Consider the following 16,714-nt stretch of genomic DNA (forward strand, 5'->3'; position numbering starts at 1 on the left):
GCAATCGCCGCGCGGCCGCGGCACCCTCGGGCCGCCAGAGGGCGCATGCGCCAGCCGACGATGTGGCACGTATCGACAGATGCCGCTGCCGATGCGCGCGCCATCGTGCCCGAAATTCTCCTTGAAATCGTCGATTCGAATTTCTACGATTATTCAAAATCAGGCTTGAATGACGTTGCGAACGGGACGAGCGCCCCGCGCCGCGGAAAGAACGAACACAACGCCTGAAAATCGAGCGACTGCCCGGCGATACGGGCAACAGGCCAGTCAGGCACGATCAGGGCCGGGGGAATCATGAACCAGTACGCAGCGCGATGCACGCCGCCTGACACTTCATCGAGCAGGCGCCCACCCGCGCGGACCGAATCCGCGATGCCGCCGGGCTTCGGGGCGCGTCGTCTCCCTCCCGATTCCTGACAGCCGGCGCGCGCAACCGCGTCCGGAACACCGCTTTCTCATCGACATCCTGTGCATCGACGCGCACGCACATCGGGCCGCTCGCGGCCGGCGTGGCGAGGCACGTCGCGCACTCGACGGACCGACATAACAATTCGAACGAGGGACGCAGCATGGCCATCCATGTGCCTGTGACACGCCGGACGTTTCTGAAACTGGCCGGCAGCGGCGCCGTCGTCGCCGTTTCGGTAACGCATTTGCCGGCACTCGTACTCGCTGCGGGCGAGACGCCGGCCGATGCGGACGGCCCGAACTGGGCGCCGGTGCCCGGCAAGGCGCGCTGGCGCATCGATGGCATGCCGAAGGTAACCGGCCAGAAGATCTATGCACGCGACTTCAAGTCCCGCGACTTCGTCGGCTGGCCGCAGCAGGAAAACTGGCTTTACGCACTTCGATGCGACCGGGTCGACGCCGTGTACCAGGGCTACGATCTCGGCGTGCTGCCGCACGAACTGCGGCCGATCGCCATTATCGACAACGCGTTGCTGAGCGCACGCAGGATCAAGCTTGCGCCGGAGCCCGATCCGATCGCGAACCAGGACATCTACTGGCTCGCGCGTGCGGGTTATCCGGCCGACTGCTACGGGCAACCGGCCGCGCTGTTGATCTTCGAGAACTTCGATATTTATCGTCGCGCGAGGAAGCTGCTCGATTTCAATCGCAGCGTGATCCGCTACGGCGCGCCGGTCGGCACCGGCCAGGCCGCACCGGTCGTGCCGTATTCGCCCGTGACCGTCTACGTGCGCGACGACGCACGGCGGTTCAGCTACGTCGACAACTACCAGACCGACAGCAACGGCAAGCCGACGGCGAAGTACCTGGAGGAACGTGAGGCGGCAGTCGCCAACATCGATGCGACCATTGCCAGCCATGCGGCCGCCGGCACGTGGATCGGCATTCGGGCGACGGGCGACGACGGGTTCGAGACGCCGGCGATGGACCCGATGTTCATGGAGCCCGAAGCGGGACTCGCATGGTACGACGCGTCCGCCTCGAGGATCAGCCTCGTGCTCGGCACGCAGTCGGCGAACGACGATGCGAGCGGTGCGTGTGCGCTGTTCGACGGCAGCGCCGTCGCGGTCAAGGAGGCCCAGGTCATCGCGTGCTACCCGGGCGGCGGATTCGGCGGACGCGACAAATCCTACTTCCCGCTGTATCTGGCCCTTGCGGCACCGTTCGCGAAGGGCGCGCTGCGTTGGCAGCAGTCGCGCTACGAGCAATTCCAGGTTGGCCTGAAACGCTGCGAGACGCAGTTCTCCGAATCGCTGTGGTTCGACCGCCGCGGCAAGCTCGAAGCGATCACCTGCGATTTCCTGATGAACGGCGGCGGAAAGAAGAACCTGTCGCCGTACGTCGCGCAGCTTGCCGCGTTGAGCGCGATGAGCTGCTACGAGATTCCGCGGGCACGCGCGCAGGCCGCGTCGACCTACACGCGGGAAGTCTTCGGCGGGTCGCAGCGCGGCTTCGGCGGGCCACAGGCATTCATGGCGATCGAGACGCTGATGGACGAGGCTGCACGCCGGCTGGGGATGTCGCCGTTCGAGATCCGGCGCGCCAATCTGCTCGGCAAGTCGCCCGAGCTCGGCAAGGGCCGCGCGATCACGGGCGCGCCGATCCTGTTCGACCTGCAACTGGACGCGCTGCTCGACCGGCTCGAACGTCATCCGTTATGGCTCGAGCGTGAGCAGATTCGTGCCGAGCGCAGCGCGCGCGGCTTCCGCTACGGCGTCGGCCTCGCGATGGCGAACGAAGCATACGGCACCTCCGGCGACGGGATGTTCGGCATGGTGCAGATCCTGCCCGACGGCAACCTGCGCGTGGTCACGCCGTACACCGACATGGGCAACGGCGCGGCCACGACGCTCGGTCTCGCGCCGGCCGAGTTTCTCGGGCAAAACGCGCAAACGATTGCGATGAGCGAGATCGGACCGTTCAACGCGCTCGGGTTGAAGCGTTCGAGCAGCCCGCCTGACGACAGCAAGTACGTCTGCTACACCTACGGTTCGTCGAGCGCATGTCTGGGCGCATTCCATCAGTACCACGCAGTCAAGGGCGCCGCGCAGGTGCTGTTTCTGCAGAGCGTGCTGCCGGCTGCGCGCGCGTGGTGGGGCGTACCCGTGCGCGCGGATGACGTGCGCTGGACCGATCGCGCACTCGCCGCGAACGGCCTCGCACCGATTCCGTGGGCGGCGCTGCTCGGCACGATCAGGAAGCTCGGACTGCAGACGATCGCGGCCGTGCATGCGAGTTATGCCGGGTATTTCTGGAAGGGAACCTATCCGTTCGCGTCCGGCAGTGCGCAGGTCGACTACGACTACGTGGCGGTCGGCCTCGATCCGTATCACCTGACGCCGTTGAAGCGCGTGCTGCAGCCGCCGCCGGTCAATACGACGCTTTACGGTCGCACGACCTATGCGCCGTCCGCGACGCTCGTCGCGGTGTCCGTCGATTCGGCGACTGGGCGCGTGAAAGTCGAGCGCGTGGTGACGGCGGTGAGCGTCGGCCGGCAGTTGTCGCCGGAGCTCGTGGAAGGGCAGTCGCAGGGTGCGGTCGCGATGGGTATCGGCAACGTGCTGACCGAAACCTGTCCGCTGGGGCCGGACGGGCCGGGCGGCGGCCGATGGAATCTGGATCGCTACGAGGTCACGCGGCTACCGGATATCCCCGTGCAGGAGCTGATCGCATTGCCGCCGCCCGGCGGCGATCCTGCGAATGCACGCGGCATCGCGGAAGCGGTGATGTGTCCGATCGCGCCGGCGCTGCTCAATGCGCTCGCGATGGCGACAGGGCGGCGGTTCCGGGTGACGCCCGTGACGCCGGAGAAGATTCGGGAGGCAATGCAATGAGCGATCCGGTCCGGATGATCATCAACGACAAACCCGTCGAAGCGGACGCTGCCGACGCGGACATGAACCTTATCGACTTCCTGCACGAGCGGCAGGACCTGACGGGCACCAAGCTGTGCTGCGGCATCGGCGTGTGCCGCGCATGCACGGTCGGCGTGCGCAATGCGCCCGGTGCGCCGATGGAAAAGACGCTGTCGTGCTCGACGCCGGTCAGCGCGATGGCGGACATGCACGTGTACACGATCGAGGGGCTCGCGCAGGACGGCGCGCTGTCGCCGCTGCAGCAGAGTTTTCTCGAGTCGTTCGCGTTCCAGTGCGGTTACTGCGTGTCGGGTTTCCTGATGGCCGCGACCGCGATGCTCGATCATCTGCGCGCGCAGCCGGTGCACGAGCGCGATCTGGACGCGATGATCGAAACCTGGGTGGGCGGCAACATCTGTCGTTGCACCGGTTACGTGAAGTACATCGAGGCCATTCGCAAGGTGGCGATACGCTACACGAAGGGGGCGGCATGACGATGAGAACCTGCGTCGTCGCGCTGGCGACGATGCTGGCCGCACAGGTCGCGCCGCTCGCGCTCGCGGCGGCAAACGGCGATACGTCGCTGCACGAATATGCGCAACAGTGCACCGACGAAATCGGCGAGATTCCCGCGTTCGACTGCAACGACGGCACCGATGTGCCGATCACGGTCAACGGCCGCGTGCCCGCGCGCTACGCGGCGCACATGACGTGCGATCGCCCGGCGCTGTTGCCCTATGACGCGCCGACGTCCGGACAGTGCACACCGTATTCGAAGATCCTCGATCTATCGCACGGCGACACGCAGATCTCGGCGTTTTGCCGTCGCAAGCAGATCCGCGCGAACCGGAGCCCGTATTACGACGAAGTCGACATCGTGCTGCATCATGCGGGCAACGGCAAGACCTGCTGGTTTCATGCGGAGAAGGGCGGCACCGCCGGCATGGACGCAGCGCGCGTGCCGCCGCCGAACGAGGTGACGCCGCCGCCTGGCCATCCGTCAGCGGCGGAGTTCTGGTGGAAGCCGGCCGCGACGGCGACGAAGCGCTGCGTGTCGTGTCACGACGCGAGCCCGGTCATGTACAGCCCGTGGATCGGCCAGGTCTGGAGCAAGGTGCCGACCGATCCGTGGGGCAAGTACGTGAATCTCGGCGCCGATTTCGCGTCATGGACGTCGCACGCGATCAGCACGCCGGGCAATACCTGCATCGGCTGTCACCGAATCGGCGATCAGAACAGTTGCAAGATCTACGTGCCGCTCGCCGCCGGTTTGCTGCCGCCGCCGAAGGGAAGCAACGCGCGTGCGAGCCGGTATCCAATGACGCACTGGATGCCGATCGACAACAACAAGAGCCTGTATGAATGGAATGCGGCGAACGCGAAGTCGGTGAGCGATCTGCTCGAGTGCTGTTCGGCGCGCGGCAAGAACGATCCGAAGTGCAGTTTCACGCCGGCGGCGCAGGCAGCCAAATAGGTCGCGCGCGGGTTGCGCACCGCGCCGCCACGGCGCCATCGTTCGCAGCATCCATGAACGTGCCGGCCGGTGCAACCGCGGTCATCCGATGCACCTGCTGACGCGCGATGCGCGAGAAGAACCGGGATAGCCGACGTTGCCACTCGTCATGCGGCACCCGTGTGGCGGCGTCATGCAGCGGTTTTTTGCCTACTGAAAGTGATGCACGTACCGCAGCACCATCCGCGAACCCTGCGGCCGGTTGCGCGCATGGACTTCGAAGTACGCGTTGAACATCAGGTGATCCTGGGGCGAGAAGCTATACATTGCGCCGGGCCCGATCGCGAATACGGCTTCCCGCGTGCCGGGCACGTCCTGACCGTTCACCTTCATGTCGGTCGTCTGGCGCAGCCAGTAGCCGTTGAGCCCCAGCCGCAGCCCGGGCCGCACTTCGTACTCGGTGGCGAAGTTCGCATGAACGGCCTGGCCGGCCTGTGTCGACGTCACGTCCGGCCCCAGCGCGGTCGCCGGCTTGTGATTGGTCGCATTCCACAAATAGTGCAGGCGCCACGAGACGGTCCACTTCGGCGTGATCCAGAGCGTCGCGGCCCAGTACGGATCGAACGACCAGAAATGGCTGCCCGGATTGATCGCGCGCGCTGCGTCGTATGCACCGGTCGGCGCGATGAACTGGAATTCCAGCCGCTGGGCGAAGCGCGGCCCCTGCGCGCCCATCACCGGATCGAACTGGATGAACGGTCCGACCAGCAAGTCGCCGAATCCGGCACGCGAATTCAGCGCGACGTTGCCGATTCCATCGTTCGTATGCGCGGAGGCCACCCACGGCAGGATCACGTCGAGCCCCGGATGCATGCCGCCGAACGTCAACGGCGACTGGTAGACGAGCTGGCTCAGCCCTGCGAACAGGTCGATGTCCTGCTTCGGCAGCCCGACCTTGTTGCCGACGTTGTCGTTGACGCGGCCAGCCGTGTAGTACTCGAGATACTGCGTGCCGTACCAGCCGGAGCCGGCCGGCGGCATTCCGTCGAGGAAGCTGGTCATCCCCAGGTTGACCGACGGCAGGTCGGTCGCATGCGCCGGCGCAGGGCCGGCCAGGCCGAAGAACACGAGGCCTGCGATCGCAAGCAGGCGAGAGCCACATTTCATCATCACCTCCTCCTGAATATTTGTTTGTATGACTAATCAAGCAGCGCGTGAAAGATCGGGATGAGCGGAGATTGCGCGATATTGACCCGCATGGAACACGAGCGGCGCCTTGCCGAACGCATCGAACTGCTCGATCTGTCCGATGAACAGCAGATGGTCGCCTCCCTCGTAATGGCCCACGTTGCGGCACACGAAACGCGCACTTGCGCCGTCGAGGCAGGGCACGCCGCCTGCGTCGGCGTCCACGTGCGGCACGCCGTCGAACTTGTCGGCGCTCGGTGTCGCGAAACGGCGCGACAGCTCGATCTGGTCGTCTGCGAGGATATTGATCGCGAAGTGCGTGGCCGCGACGAAATCCGGGCGGCTCGGCGCCACCTTGCGCAGGCTCCACAGCACGAGCGGCGGGTCGAGCGATAGCGACGAGAATGAATTGGCGGTGAGTCCGACCTTGCGCCCGTCCGGCGACCGCGTCGTGATCACCGTGACGCCGGTCGGAAAATGCCCGAACGCGGCGCGCAGTTGCTGCGGGTCGAGGCCCGGATTGCAGGTAGCGGTGGCATTCATGTCGCCTACTCCGAACGTGCGGCGTGTTCGCGGATCAGCGCCGCGCAGGCCGACGGTTCGAACCACCACGGCGCGAACTGGCGCGGATCGTCGAAGCCATTGACGAGCGTCGCGGCCAGCGATGGCAACTGTCCGGCGGCACCAAGCAGCTCGAGAACATGCGGCGGCGGCGGGGTGAGCAGCGAGTTGGTCCAGCGCACGACGTGCTGCGCATAGGACCAATAGCGTTCGAACGTGTCGTGCATCCAGCCTTCGTCGAACGGTTCGGCTTCGCGCGCGAGGATCGCGTCGCCGTATACCTTCGCGCATTTCGCCGCATTGTTCGAACCCTGGCCAGTGATGGGATCGTTGACGACCACCGCATCGGCCATGCCGAACACGGTGCGACCCGACGGCAGGCGGAAGAACGGCTTGCGCACGGTCGGCGTGAAGCGGCCGGACAGCGTGCCGTTCGGATCGGTGAGCTCGACGTCACGGCAACGCTCGAATTCCCACGGCACGTATTGCTGCAGGAACGACAGGCTGCGGTCGAGATGCTGCTCCGGCGTCTTCACGTCGACCCAGCAGTCGAGCGGGCCGCCCGGGATCCCTTCGAACACCATGATTTCGCACGGGCCCGTGGTCGTTAGTGCGGGGAACACGAAGTATTCGCCGATGCCGGGCAGGAGGTTGAAGCGCACACGCGAATACGGCTGGCTTGGCGTCATGCCTTTCACGTAGGTCAGGGCAAGCGCGCGTTGCGGGCGCTCGAAGGCGCTGCGTGCGTCGTCGCGAACCAGCAGGTTCACGATTTCGCCCTTGCCGGCCGCGAGCAGCACTAGATCGTGGCTGCGCGCGAGGTCCTCGAGTTCCGGCACGCCGACGTCGCAGATGCGCACGTGCGCGCCGCGGCGACGGATCGCGTCGAGCCAGTCAGCCATCTTCACGCGCTGGTCGACCGATTGCGCGTAGCGGGTCAGCCGAGACGACCAGTCGATCGCCTTGCGGCCGTTGCCTTCCGGATGCGGTACCGCGATGCCGATGCCCTCGACGGACGGGCACGCTTGTTCCCAGGTGTTCAGGCCGAGATCGCGTTCGATCTGCAGTGCGGTATGGAACATGCACTGGCTCGACATGACCTTGCCGGCGCGGATCTGTTCCGCGTCGCGGTTGGTCGCGAGCGTGACGTGATAGCCCTGGTCGAGCAGCGTGAAGGCGAGTTGCAGGCCGGCCTGGCCGGCGCCGACGATAGCGATGCGTTTCATGATAAAAATCCTTGGTAGAACGAATTGCATGAGGCGGAGTATGGGCGTGAAGAAGCGGCTGCCGGTTATTCGGCCAGCCGCGGAATCGCCGGCACCGCCTGTTCGGGGCCCATCGCGGAGTAGCCGCCATCCACCGCATAGTCGGCGCCCGTCACGAAGCTCGCCGCGTCGCTGCACAAGAACGTGACGACCTGCGCGACTTCCGACGGATCTCCGACGCGTCCAAGCAGATGAAACGGCGCGGCCACGCGATCGGTCTTCGCGCGGTCGCCGTGCGTGAGCTCGTCCATCACGCGCGACCACGTCCATCCGGGCGACACCGAGTTGACGCGGATCCGGTCGCCGGCCAAATCCATCGCCATGCTGCGCGTGAGCTGGCGCATCGCGGCCTTCGAGGTCGGATAGAGCCAGCGGCCCGTCTGCGCGCATTGCGCCGAGATCGAACTGAAGTTGACGATCGCGCCGCCGCCGCGCCGCGCCAGGTACGGATGAACGGCCTTGACCAGCATCGCGGCCGACACGACGTTGACGTCCATCGCCGCCAGCCAGTCGTTGCGGGTGGCCTGGATCCCGTTGTCGACGTAACTGCAGGCGAGGTTGATCAGCAAGTCGATCGCGCCGAAGCGTTCGGCGACCGCCGACACGGCGCGGTCGATCGCGCGGTCGTCGGTGATGTCGGTCGCGATGAACATCCCGCGTTCGCCGAGCGTGTCGGCTGCACGCTCGCCGGTTTCGGCATCGAGATCGAGGATCGCGACGTACGCGCCGGCGCGGCTCAGGTCCTGCGCGACGGCGGCGCCGATCAGCGTGGCGCCGCCGGTGACGATCGCGACTTTGCCAGCAAGGGCAGTCATGGGGTGTCTCCTGGAATGATTGGGTGAAGGCGGCGCCCATTCGGCGCGCCGCCAGCGTATCCGTCGATCACGCGCTGTCGCGCCAGCGCTGCATCAGCCTGTTCGACGGCACGGTTTCGTCGAGCAGCTTGCGCGCCGTTTCGACACCGGCGACGGGCAGCCCGGCCGCGTCGAGCAGGCCGATCTGCACGAGCACGCTCGCCTGGTCCCAGTAAATGTGTTCGTGATACAGCTTGTTGCCGCGGAACTTGACGATCGCGACGAGCGGAATCTCGACGCGCTTGCCGGTCGGCGCGACGCCGGGCAGCATCCAGTCGATCTCGGTCGTGTGCGTGAAGCAGAACAGCAGTTCGTCGACGATCTGGCTCGCGCCGATCGTGCGCGAGATCGGTGTGATCGTCGTGTCCGGCGGGTTCGCATGCACGAAGTGATGCGTGTAGAAGCGCTTGAGCTCGTCGTGGCCCACGCCGCCGGTCAGCGTCGGAATATGGTTCACGTAAGGCTGCGCGACCATCGTGGCCATCGTCGCGTCGACGTTGCGTGTGTCGAACTCATGCCGGAGGTGTTCTTCCCACAGGGCGGACAGATCGTAGTGCGGGCCGAGCGCCGCGCGGAACGCGGCGATCGCGCGCTGGTGCGCCATGACCGCGGCGGCCTTGTCGAAATGATCCCCGCCGACGCGCGCGAACGCATGATCGACACCCGGGTAGACGTACACTTCGACGCCGTCGCGGCCGGCCAATGCAGCGGCGATGCGCTGCTGCGCGTCGGGCGGACAGAAGCGGTCCTGCGCGGCGATCTGCAGCACGAGCCGGCCGCGCAGATGGGCGACTTCGTCGAGCGCGTGCTCGATCCCCACGCCGTAATAGCTGACGGCGGCGGCCACGTCCGGCAGCCGGCACGCCGCGAGATACGCCAGCTTGCCGCCCAGGCAGTAACCGAGCACGCCGGCCCGGCCCGTGCATTCCGGCCGTTGCGTCAGCACGGCCAGCGCGGCGGCGATGTCCTCGACGCCCTTGTTTTCGTCGTACTCGCGGTACAACGCCATCGCACGCTCGAAGTCCGCCGCCGCGTAACCGAGTTCGATGCCGGGCGCCTGGCGCCAGAACAGGTCGGGCACGAGCACCGTGTAGCCTTCCTCGGCGTAGTAATCGGCCACGTCGCGCATCGTCGCGTTCGCGCCGAAGATCTCGTGGCACAGCACGATGCCCGGCCCCGTGCCGCCGGTCGGCGTGCTCAGGTACGCGCGAAACGTCCCGCCGTCCGGCGACGGGATCTCGATGTGTCGTCCTTGCATGTGTCCCTCCATTCTGTTCGTGACTGGCATGGGCCCAGTATTGGCGGACGAAACGCGCGCTTCTATCCGCTTTCTTCGGCCGGTATCCGCGAATTCCGGAAACCTGCGGATTGGCCCGCCGCGCCGGGGCCGGAACGTGGCGCACTGCGGGTATGTGCGGATGCGGAAGCTCCGTACAGTTTTTACGATGCGCGAAGGGTCCGCTTCTTGCGTCAGGTGCGCAGGGCTTGCGTAGTGTAACGAGGCGGACTGTCCGGGTACTCCGGACGCTATCCGGATCGTGCGACGGTGTTCCCCGGAATCGGGAACGCGTGCACAGCGCAGGTGCGATCGGGCACGACGGGAGAACTTCGATGGGGCAATTTTCCGGAACGGGATGGCTGGGCGACGCCACCTGTTTCAATCGCGACACGCTGCTGCTGCAGTCGGACGACGTGGACGAGGTGCGCGCACGGGTGGCGGACGTGTTCAAGCCGCATCGGCTCACGCTGACCGGCGATTCGCGCGCACTGCACGGCCGCATGCATCACGCGCGTTGGGGCAACCTGTCGCTCAATTTGCTCGACTACGGCGGCGAAGTGTCGATCGAACCGGGGCCGCTCGAGCACTTCTATCTGTTGCAGATTCCGCTGCGCGGCGACGCCGAGATCGAGTGCGGTGTGACGCGCTTCGTGTCGTCGCCAGACACCGCGTCGCTGCTGTCGCCAACGCTGTCGCTCCGGATGCGGTGGGGCGAGGCGTGCCCGCAAGTGATCCTGCGCATCGAGCGCGAGGTAATGGAGCGGCATGCGCGGCGGCATTTCGGCGACGACCGGCGCGGGCCGGTGGAGTTCGAGCCGGAATTCAGCCTGGCGTCGCAGCAGGGTGCGTGTCTCGCGCAAATGCTGCCGATGCTGGCCGACGCGATCGCGACGGACGGGCATCCGCTGCGCCATCCGCTCGCGTTCGAGCAACTCGAATCGACGTTGCTCAACCTGTTGCTGTACGGACACCCGAACAACGCACGCAATGGCACACGCCCCGCGCCGGCGCCGCTTGCGCCATTTTATGTGCGGCGCGTCGAGGAATACATCCGCGCGCATCTCGACGAGCCGCTGACGATCGAGCGGCTGGCCGAACTCGCGGGCGTCAGCCCGAGCACGCTGTTCGCCGGATTCCGCAATCGCCACGGCATTTCGCCGATGGGATTCGTGCGCCAGTTGCGGTTGCAACATGTGCGCGACGAACTGCTCGACGACGCGACACCGGGGCTCGCATCGGTGACGGACGTCGCGTTGAAATGGGGCTTCGCGCACCTCGGGCGGTTCGCGATCGACTACAAGCGCGCGTTCGGGGAATCGCCGTCGGCCACGCTCCGGATGCGGCGTGCGCGGTGCTGACGGGAGGGCAGCCACGACGCAGGCTCACTTTTGAAAGTCTGGCACATGCGTGAAGCGCGGGCTTGACGCAAGTCATCAACGCGGACGATGCCACTGCGCCGCGTAGGGGCACGCCCCCGTCTCCCGCGTCACGGCGCTAGGATGAAAGACGTCATCCTCGATTGCCGGAGACGCACATGAAAATCAGCGAGCCGATGCGGGCCCCGTCGGCGCCCGATACCTTACCGCTGCTGCAGCTTGGGCTGCGGCCCTTCTATCTGACCGGCGCGCTGTTCGCGAGCATCGCCATCGCCGTGTGGCTCGCGGCCTGGCACGGCGTGCCTGTCGCCGGGCGAGCCGGTTCGATGACCGGGCTCATGTGGCATGTGCACGAGATGATCTTCGGCTTCGTCGCCGCGATCGTCGTCGGCTTCCTGCTGACCGCCACGCGCGCCTGGACTTCGCGCGAGACGCTGCGCGGCCCGGCGCTCGCGGCGCTGTGGCTGCTTTGGCTGGCCGGACGCGTGCTCGTCTGGTCGGGGCCGCCGATGCTCGCGGCCGTTGTCGATTCGTTGTTTTTGCCGGTGACGGCCTTTGTGTTGTTGCGCGTGCTCATTTCGGCGAAGAACAGGCACAACGTGTTCCTGCCGGTCGCGCTGCTGTTGTTCGGCGCGCTGAACGCGCTGTTCCATGTATCGGTGATGACGGGTCGTGCCGATCTTGCGCTGCGTGCGGCTTACGCGGCGACGGGGCTGGTCGTGTTCTTCGTCGCGGTGATTACCGGACGCATCGTGCCGATGTTCACGACGAATGCAATCCCCGGCTTCAAGATTCGCCGCTTCAGGATCGTGGATGCGCTCGCGGCCCCGGCGGTCGCGGTGACGCTGTTCGCGGACGCGCTCGGCGCACCCGATACGCTGTTGATCGTCGCTGCGCTCGCGACCGCCGTGCTGCATGCGTGGCGCCTTGCCGGATGGCATTCGTGGCGCGTCGGCAAGCGGCCGATCGTGTGGATTTTGCACGTGTCCTGCCTGTGGATTCCGGTCGGCTTCGTGCTGCTCGCGCTGTCGTTCGCCGGCGCAGTCGCACACTCGCTCGCCGTGCACGCGTTGACCGTCGGCGCGATCGGCGGTGCGATCATCGCGATGATCACGCGCACGGCGCTTGGCCACACGGGACGCATGCTCGTCGCGGGGCCATGGGAGCAGCTGTGTTACTGGCTGGTGATCGGTGCGGCGGTCATTCGCGTGTTCGGTCCGCTCGTGCCGGGGGTGCCGTACGCGGTCTGGCTCGATGCGTCGGGCGCGTGCTGGATCGTCGCGTTCTTGGCGTACGCGGTTCACTACACGCCGTTCCTGATGTCGCCGCGTGCGGACGGTCGCCAGGAATGACGCTCGCGCGTCGACGGATTGCGACAGGAAGCGTGAGGCGCAGCATCAGAGTCGTGTTGCGCGCCGGGCGCGGGGGGATATGACGTCGACCGTTGCCGGTCCGACAAGTGAGGGATCGGAGAATGCATCGCGCCGGCAAGCATCGAGGCTTGCCGGCGGCGTCGCGCAACGAGACCGGTTACTGCGGCCGATCTTGTCGCGCGTATTTCAGAAATGCACGACGGTCCGGATGGACTTGCCTTCGTGCATCAGGTCGAACGCTTCGTTGATGCCGGTGAGCGGCTTCGTGTGCGTGACGAACGGTGCCAGCTGGATCGTGCCGGCCATCGCTTCCTCGACCATGCCCGGCAGTTCGGAGCGACCCTTCACGCCGCCGAATGCCGTACCCAGCCAGCGGCGGCCGGTGACGAGCTGGAACGGGCGCGTCGAAATTTCCTGGCCGGCGCCCGCGACGCCGATGATGACGGACTGGCCCCAGCCGCGGTGCGCGCATTCGAGCGCGGCGCGCATCACGTTGACGTTGCCGATGCACTCGAAGCTGTGATCGACGCCCCAGCCGGTCATTTCGACGATCACCTGCTGGATGGGCTTTTCGTGGTCCTTCGGATTGACGCAGTCGGTTGCACCGAACACGCGCGCGAGGTCGAACTTGCCGGGGTTGGTGTCGATCGCGATGATGCGGCCGGCCTTCGCGAGCTTGGCGCCCTGAATCACTGCGAGGCCGATGCCGCCAAGACCGAATACGGCCACCGTATCGCCTTCCTGCACCTTCGCGGTGTTCTTCACCGCGCCGAGGCCGGTCGTGACGCCGCAGCCCAGCAGGCAGACCTGCTCCGGGTTCGCGTCCGGGTTGATCTTCGCGAGCGAGACTTCGGCGACGACGGTGTATTCGCTGAACGTCGAGCAGCCCATGTAGTGATAGATCGGCTGGCCGTTGTAGCTGAAGCGCGTGGTGCCGTCGGGCATCACGCCCTTGCCCTGGGTGGCGCGCACCGACACGCACAGATTGGTCTTGCCGCTCTTGCAGAACAGGCACTCGCCGCATTCGGCGGTGTACAGCGGAATGACGTGATCGCCGGGTTTCACGCTCGTCACGCCTTCACCGACTTCCACCACGATGCCGGCGCCTTCATGGCCCAGCACGGCGGGAAAGATGCCTTCCGGATCGTCGCCCGACAACGTGAAGGCATCGGTGTGACAGACGCCGGTATGGGTGATCTTGATGAGCACTTCGCCCTTGCGGGGCGGTTCGACGTCGATTTCGACGATCTGGAGCGGCTTACCCGCCTCGAACGCAACTGCGGCACGTGATTTCATGGCAATCCTGTCAAAAAAGAATCATCGAATGGCTCGGACGTCGACGAACCTGCACCGGTCAGCGCAAGTAGGACCGGACGAGGGTCACGATATCGTCGATCGATCCGGACGAGGGCCGCGGGGCGTCCGCGAGCTGGGTGAATTCCTCGCGCAAATGGCTTTCGAGCACGCCGGCCATCACGCCGTTGATCGCGCCGCGGATGGCAGCCAGTTGCTGAAGTATCGGGCCACAGTCCGCCCCCTCCTCGAGCGCTTGCTCGAGCGCGTTCAGTTGCCCGCGAACACGGCGCACGCGGGTCAGCACGCGTTTCTTTTCTTCGGGGGAATGCGGCATGGGATTTGTGGGCTCCGGATACTGGGGGGCAGTATAGAGCAATGCGGCGTGGAGGTATACGGGATCGCTGCGGGCGGGCGCCGCGCGCGCGCCTGACCGGCACACCGTCAGATCAGCAGCGCGAGCGTGCGGAACAGCGCAAGATCCTCGTTGCGCGCCGACCGCGCATGCAGCCGGATCACCTGCAGCAGGCAGTCGATGAAGCAGCGCGCGGCGTCGCTCAGCGTGCTGCTGCGGCGCGTGACGATGCCGAGTTCGCTCGGCTCGAAGGTCTCCCTGAGCGACAGCACGCGCATCCGCTCACCGAACGGCGGCACCGCCGCGAGGATCGTCGGGCACCACGTGCACATGCCGGCTTGCTCGAGCATCGTCTGCAGCATCGCGACCGATTGCGCGCGCACGATGCGCCGCTCGTCGATCCGTGCGCCGTGCCGCGTAAACAGATAGTCGACGAGCGCGGCCTGGCCGTCGGCCGATGAATTCAGCACCCAGTCGCACTCGAGCAGGTCGTGCACCGACTTCGCGTGTTCGAGCGGATGCCCGGCGCGCACCATCACCGACGTCTCGTAGCGCAGCAGCGGCTCGAACGCGAATTCCTGCGCGCCGCCGCCGGCCTGCACGTGGCCGAGCGCGAAATCCATGCTGCCGTCACGCAGCAGCGGTTGCGCGACGGCCATCAGCGCTTCGTAGAGTTCGAGGCGCACGTCGGGCATCCGCTCGCGAAACCGCAGCACGGTTTCCGCGAGGAACGTCATCGTCAGCCACGGCGTGACGCCGACGCTCAGCCGCCCCTCGATGCGTCCGCGCATCCGTTCGAGATCGCTTTGCGCATGCTCTAGCTGCTTGAGCACGAGCTTCGCGTGCGTGAGCAAGGTTTTTCCGTATTCCGTGAAGCCGATGCCTTCCGGCGCGCGCACGAGCAGCGGCAGGCGCTCGCTGGCCTCCAGCTCGCGAAGCGCGCGCGTGACGGCCGCCTGCGACAGCCCGAGCGTGCGCGCCGCGCCGCGGATGCTCCCGGCCTCCGCGCTCGCGACGAGCGCCTGCAGCTGATGCAGCTTGATCGTGCTCATGGTGCGATACCCGACAACGAAAGGTTGTCATCATAACGAAACTGCGGCTGTTCGCCGGTTTTTTTGCTGCCTACGATTTCGCCATGATCCGCCATTCCGGCGATCGACAACCGGCACGCATCGAGGAGTAACGGGGTTGGATCGAGCACGCATTCCGCCTGAAATGGCGACCATCGAGACGGAAATGATCGCGCTGCGCCACCGGCTGCATGCGCATCCGGAGCTCGGTTTCGAGGAACACGCGACGAGCGAGCTGGTCGCCGATTGCCTGACAACATGGGGTTATCGCGTCACGCGCGGACTCGGCGGCACCGGGGTGGTCGGCACGCTCACGCGCGGCACGGGGAAGCGGCTCGGCCTGCGCGCGGACATGGATGCGCTGCCGATCCGCGAGACGACCGGGCTGCCGCATGCGAGCCGGCACGACGGCGTGATGCATGCGTGCGGTCACGACGGCCATACGGCGATGCTGCTCGCGGCCGCACGCTGCATCGCGGAGCGCGGACGCTTCAGCGGCACGCTGAACCTGATTTTCCAGCCGGCGGAGGAAGGGCTCGGCGGCGCGAAGCGGATGATCGACGACGGGTTGTTCACCCAGTTTCCATGCGATGCCGTGTTCGCGATGCACAACGTGCCGGGGCTGCCGGCGGGTGTGCTCGGCTTCTGCGACGGCCCGGCGATGGCGTCGGCCGACGAGGTGCGTGTGCGCGTGACCGGGCGAGGCGGCCATGGCGCGGCGCCGCACACGACGATCGATCCGGTAGTGGTCTGCGCCTCGATCGTGATGGCGTTGCAGACGGTTGTGTCGCGCAACGTGAATCCTCAGGAACTGGCAATCGTTACGACCGGCGCGATTCATGCAGGCACCGCATCGAACGTGATTCCGCCGCATGCGGATCTGGAACTGAGCGTGCGTGCGCTGTCGCCGGACGTGCGCGTGCTGCTCGAACGGCGCGTCCGCGCGATCGTGCACGGGCAAGCCGACAGCTACGGCGCGACCGCCGAGATCGACTATCGCCATGGCTATCCTGTGCTCGTCAATCACGCGGTGGAAACCGCGTTCGCCCGCGATGTTGCGCGCGAATGGGGTGGCGACGACGCGCTGATTCCGCACCTTCCGCCGATCGCGGCGAGCGAGGACTTCGCGTTCATGCTCGACGTCTGCCCGGGCAGCTACCTGTCGATCGGCAACGGCGACGGCGCGGCCGGCTGCGGGCTGCACAACCCCGGCTACGACTTCAACGATGCGTGTCTCGCGACGGGCGCGAGTTACTGGATCGCGCTCGCCGAGCGCTACCTCGCGTGAGGCGGCCGGACCGATTCGATTTACCTTCAACGATGG

At 66.4% G+C, this 16,714-nt stretch carries 16 protein-coding genes; 7 read left to right on the forward strand and 9 right to left on the reverse strand.

Features of this window, described 5'->3' with window-relative positions:
* Positions 1–45 precede the first annotated feature (45 nt).
* The 4 genes from ACV22W_RS06030 to ACV22W_RS06045 all read left to right on the forward strand — a co-directional run bounded on the left by ACV22W_RS06030 (position 46) and on the right by ACV22W_RS06045 (position 4,797).
* Positions 46–228 carry a hypothetical protein gene (locus ACV22W_RS06030; RefSeq protein WP_448018333.1) on the forward strand — a complete coding sequence of 61 codons (183 nt, stop codon included), beginning with the start codon at positions 46–48 and terminating at the stop codon, positions 226–228.
* A gap of 341 nt (positions 229–569) precedes the next feature.
* The gene (locus tag ACV22W_RS06035; protein WP_448018334.1) at positions 570–3,302 is read left to right on the forward strand and encodes a xanthine dehydrogenase family protein molybdopterin-binding subunit; all 2,733 of its coding nucleotides are present in this window, start codon (positions 570–572) and stop codon (positions 3,300–3,302) included.
* A complete protein-coding gene (locus ACV22W_RS06040; RefSeq protein ID WP_448018335.1) occupies positions 3,299–3,817 on the forward strand; it encodes a (2Fe-2S)-binding protein in 519 nt (172 codons plus the stop codon). The genes ACV22W_RS06035 and ACV22W_RS06040 overlap by 4 nt, the downstream gene beginning before the upstream one ends.
* Positions 3,814–4,797 carry a hypothetical protein gene (locus tag ACV22W_RS06045; protein WP_448018336.1) on the forward strand — a complete coding sequence of 328 codons (984 nt, stop codon included), beginning with the start codon at positions 3,814–3,816 and terminating at the stop codon, positions 4,795–4,797. The genes ACV22W_RS06040 and ACV22W_RS06045 overlap by 4 nt, the downstream gene beginning before the upstream one ends.
* A 189-nt stretch (positions 4,798–4,986) precedes the next feature.
* Here ACV22W_RS06045 and ACV22W_RS06050 read toward each other — a convergent pair whose 3' ends face one another.
* From ACV22W_RS06050 to ACV22W_RS06070, 5 genes are all read right to left on the reverse strand, one after another.
* Complete coding sequence (locus ACV22W_RS06050) at positions 4,987–5,946, reverse strand: SphA family protein (protein ID WP_448018337.1); 960 nt, start codon at positions 5,944–5,946, stop codon at positions 4,987–4,989.
* Positions 5,947–5,979: 33 nt separating this feature from the next.
* Complete coding sequence (locus tag ACV22W_RS06055; protein WP_448018338.1) at positions 5,980–6,507, reverse strand: flavin reductase family protein; 528 nt, start codon at positions 6,505–6,507, stop codon at positions 5,980–5,982.
* 5 nt (positions 6,508–6,512) lie between these two features.
* Entirely contained in the window at positions 6,513–7,751 is a 1,239-nt protein-coding gene (locus ACV22W_RS06060) for a styrene monooxygenase/indole monooxygenase family protein (protein WP_448018339.1), read from the reverse strand.
* A gap of 65 nt (positions 7,752–7,816) precedes the next feature.
* Positions 7,817–8,605 carry an SDR family oxidoreductase gene (locus ACV22W_RS06065; protein WP_448018340.1) on the reverse strand — a complete coding sequence of 263 codons (789 nt, stop codon included), beginning with the start codon at positions 8,603–8,605 and terminating at the stop codon, positions 7,817–7,819.
* 67 nt (positions 8,606–8,672) lie between these two features.
* Positions 8,673–9,902 (reverse strand): dienelactone hydrolase family protein, encoded by a 1,230-nt coding sequence (locus ACV22W_RS06070; RefSeq protein ID WP_448018341.1) that lies wholly within the window; start codon positions 9,900–9,902, stop codon positions 8,673–8,675.
* Positions 9,903–10,255: 353 nt separating this feature from the next.
* On the opposite strand from ACV22W_RS06070, the gene ACV22W_RS06075 reads away from it, so the two are divergent.
* Together ACV22W_RS06075 and ACV22W_RS06080 are read left to right on the forward strand one after the other, a co-directional pair.
* Positions 10,256–11,281, forward strand: a complete 1,026-nt coding sequence (locus ACV22W_RS06075; RefSeq protein ID WP_448018342.1) for an AraC family transcriptional regulator — start codon at positions 10,256–10,258, stop codon at positions 11,279–11,281.
* A 176-nt stretch (positions 11,282–11,457) separates the two neighbouring features.
* Positions 11,458–12,651 carry an NnrS family protein gene (locus ACV22W_RS06080; protein ID WP_448018343.1) on the forward strand — a complete coding sequence of 398 codons (1,194 nt, stop codon included), beginning with the start codon at positions 11,458–11,460 and terminating at the stop codon, positions 12,649–12,651.
* 207 nt (positions 12,652–12,858) lie between these two features.
* Here the strand turns inward: ACV22W_RS06080 and ACV22W_RS06085 are convergent, their stop codons facing one another.
* The 4 genes from ACV22W_RS06085 to ACV22W_RS06100 form a co-directional block, all read right to left on the reverse strand.
* On the reverse strand, positions 12,859–13,968 hold the full coding sequence (locus ACV22W_RS06085) for an S-(hydroxymethyl)glutathione dehydrogenase/class III alcohol dehydrogenase (protein ID WP_448018344.1): 1,110 nt from the start codon (positions 13,966–13,968) through the stop codon (positions 12,859–12,861).
* A 58-nt stretch (positions 13,969–14,026) separates the two neighbouring features.
* A complete protein-coding gene (gene frmR, locus ACV22W_RS06090; RefSeq protein WP_006753040.1) occupies positions 14,027–14,302 on the reverse strand; it encodes a formaldehyde-responsive transcriptional repressor FrmR in 276 nt (91 codons plus the stop codon).
* 107 nt (positions 14,303–14,409) lie between these two features.
* Positions 14,410–15,372, reverse strand: coding sequence for a LysR substrate-binding domain-containing protein (locus ACV22W_RS06095; protein WP_448018345.1), 963 nt, complete (start codon positions 15,370–15,372; stop codon positions 14,410–14,412).
* Positions 15,369–15,521 carry a hypothetical protein gene (locus tag ACV22W_RS06100; protein ID WP_448018346.1) on the reverse strand — a complete coding sequence of 51 codons (153 nt, stop codon included), beginning with the start codon at positions 15,519–15,521 and terminating at the stop codon, positions 15,369–15,371. Before ACV22W_RS06100 ends, ACV22W_RS06095 begins: the two co-directional genes overlap by 4 nt.
* Between ACV22W_RS06100 and ACV22W_RS06105 the strand changes: the two genes are divergently transcribed.
* Positions 15,509–16,678, forward strand: coding sequence for a M20 aminoacylase family protein (locus ACV22W_RS06105; protein ID WP_448018347.1), 1,170 nt, complete (start codon positions 15,509–15,511; stop codon positions 16,676–16,678). The genes ACV22W_RS06100 and ACV22W_RS06105 overlap by 13 nt on opposite strands.
* The last annotated feature ends 36 nt before the right edge of the window (positions 16,679–16,714 follow it).

It is taken from the genome of Burkholderia sp. AW49-1, assembly GCF_053427845.1.

Excerpts from the sequence above, each read along its gene's own strand:
- ACV22W_RS06065 (WP_448018340.1), bottom strand. The coding sequence starts at position 8,605 with ATGACTGCCCTTGCTGGCAAAGTCGCGATCGTCACCGGCGGCGCCACG.
- ACV22W_RS06070 (WP_448018341.1), bottom strand. The coding sequence starts at position 9,902 with ATGCAAGGACGACACATCGAGATCCCGTCGCCGGACGGCGGGACGTTT.
- ACV22W_RS06075 (WP_448018342.1), top strand. The coding sequence starts at position 10,256 with ATGGGGCAATTTTCCGGAACGGGATGGCTGGGCGACGCCACCTGTTTC.
- frmR (WP_006753040.1), bottom strand. The coding sequence starts at position 14,302 with ATGCCGCATTCCCCCGAAGAAAAGAAACGCGTGCTGACCCGCGTGCGC.
- ACV22W_RS06055 (WP_448018338.1), bottom strand. The coding sequence starts at position 6,507 with ATGAATGCCACCGCTACCTGCAATCCGGGCCTCGACCCGCAGCAACTG.
- ACV22W_RS06060 (WP_448018339.1), bottom strand. The coding sequence starts at position 7,751 with ATGAAACGCATCGCTATCGTCGGCGCCGGCCAGGCCGGCCTGCAACTC.
- ACV22W_RS06080 (WP_448018343.1), top strand. The coding sequence starts at position 11,458 with ATGAAAATCAGCGAGCCGATGCGGGCCCCGTCGGCGCCCGATACCTTA.
- ACV22W_RS06085 (WP_448018344.1), bottom strand. The coding sequence starts at position 13,968 with ATGAAATCACGTGCCGCAGTTGCGTTCGAGGCGGGTAAGCCGCTCCAG.
- ACV22W_RS06040 (WP_448018335.1), top strand. The coding sequence starts at position 3,299 with ATGAGCGATCCGGTCCGGATGATCATCAACGACAAACCCGTCGAAGCG.
- ACV22W_RS06050 (WP_448018337.1), bottom strand. The coding sequence starts at position 5,946 with ATGATGAAATGTGGCTCTCGCCTGCTTGCGATCGCAGGCCTCGTGTTC.
- ACV22W_RS06045 (WP_448018336.1), top strand. The coding sequence starts at position 3,814 with ATGACGATGAGAACCTGCGTCGTCGCGCTGGCGACGATGCTGGCCGCA.
- ACV22W_RS06095 (WP_448018345.1), bottom strand. The coding sequence starts at position 15,372 with ATGAGCACGATCAAGCTGCATCAGCTGCAGGCGCTCGTCGCGAGCGCG.
- ACV22W_RS06035 (WP_448018334.1), top strand. The coding sequence starts at position 570 with ATGGCCATCCATGTGCCTGTGACACGCCGGACGTTTCTGAAACTGGCC.
- ACV22W_RS06030 (WP_448018333.1), top strand. The coding sequence starts at position 46 with ATGCGCCAGCCGACGATGTGGCACGTATCGACAGATGCCGCTGCCGAT.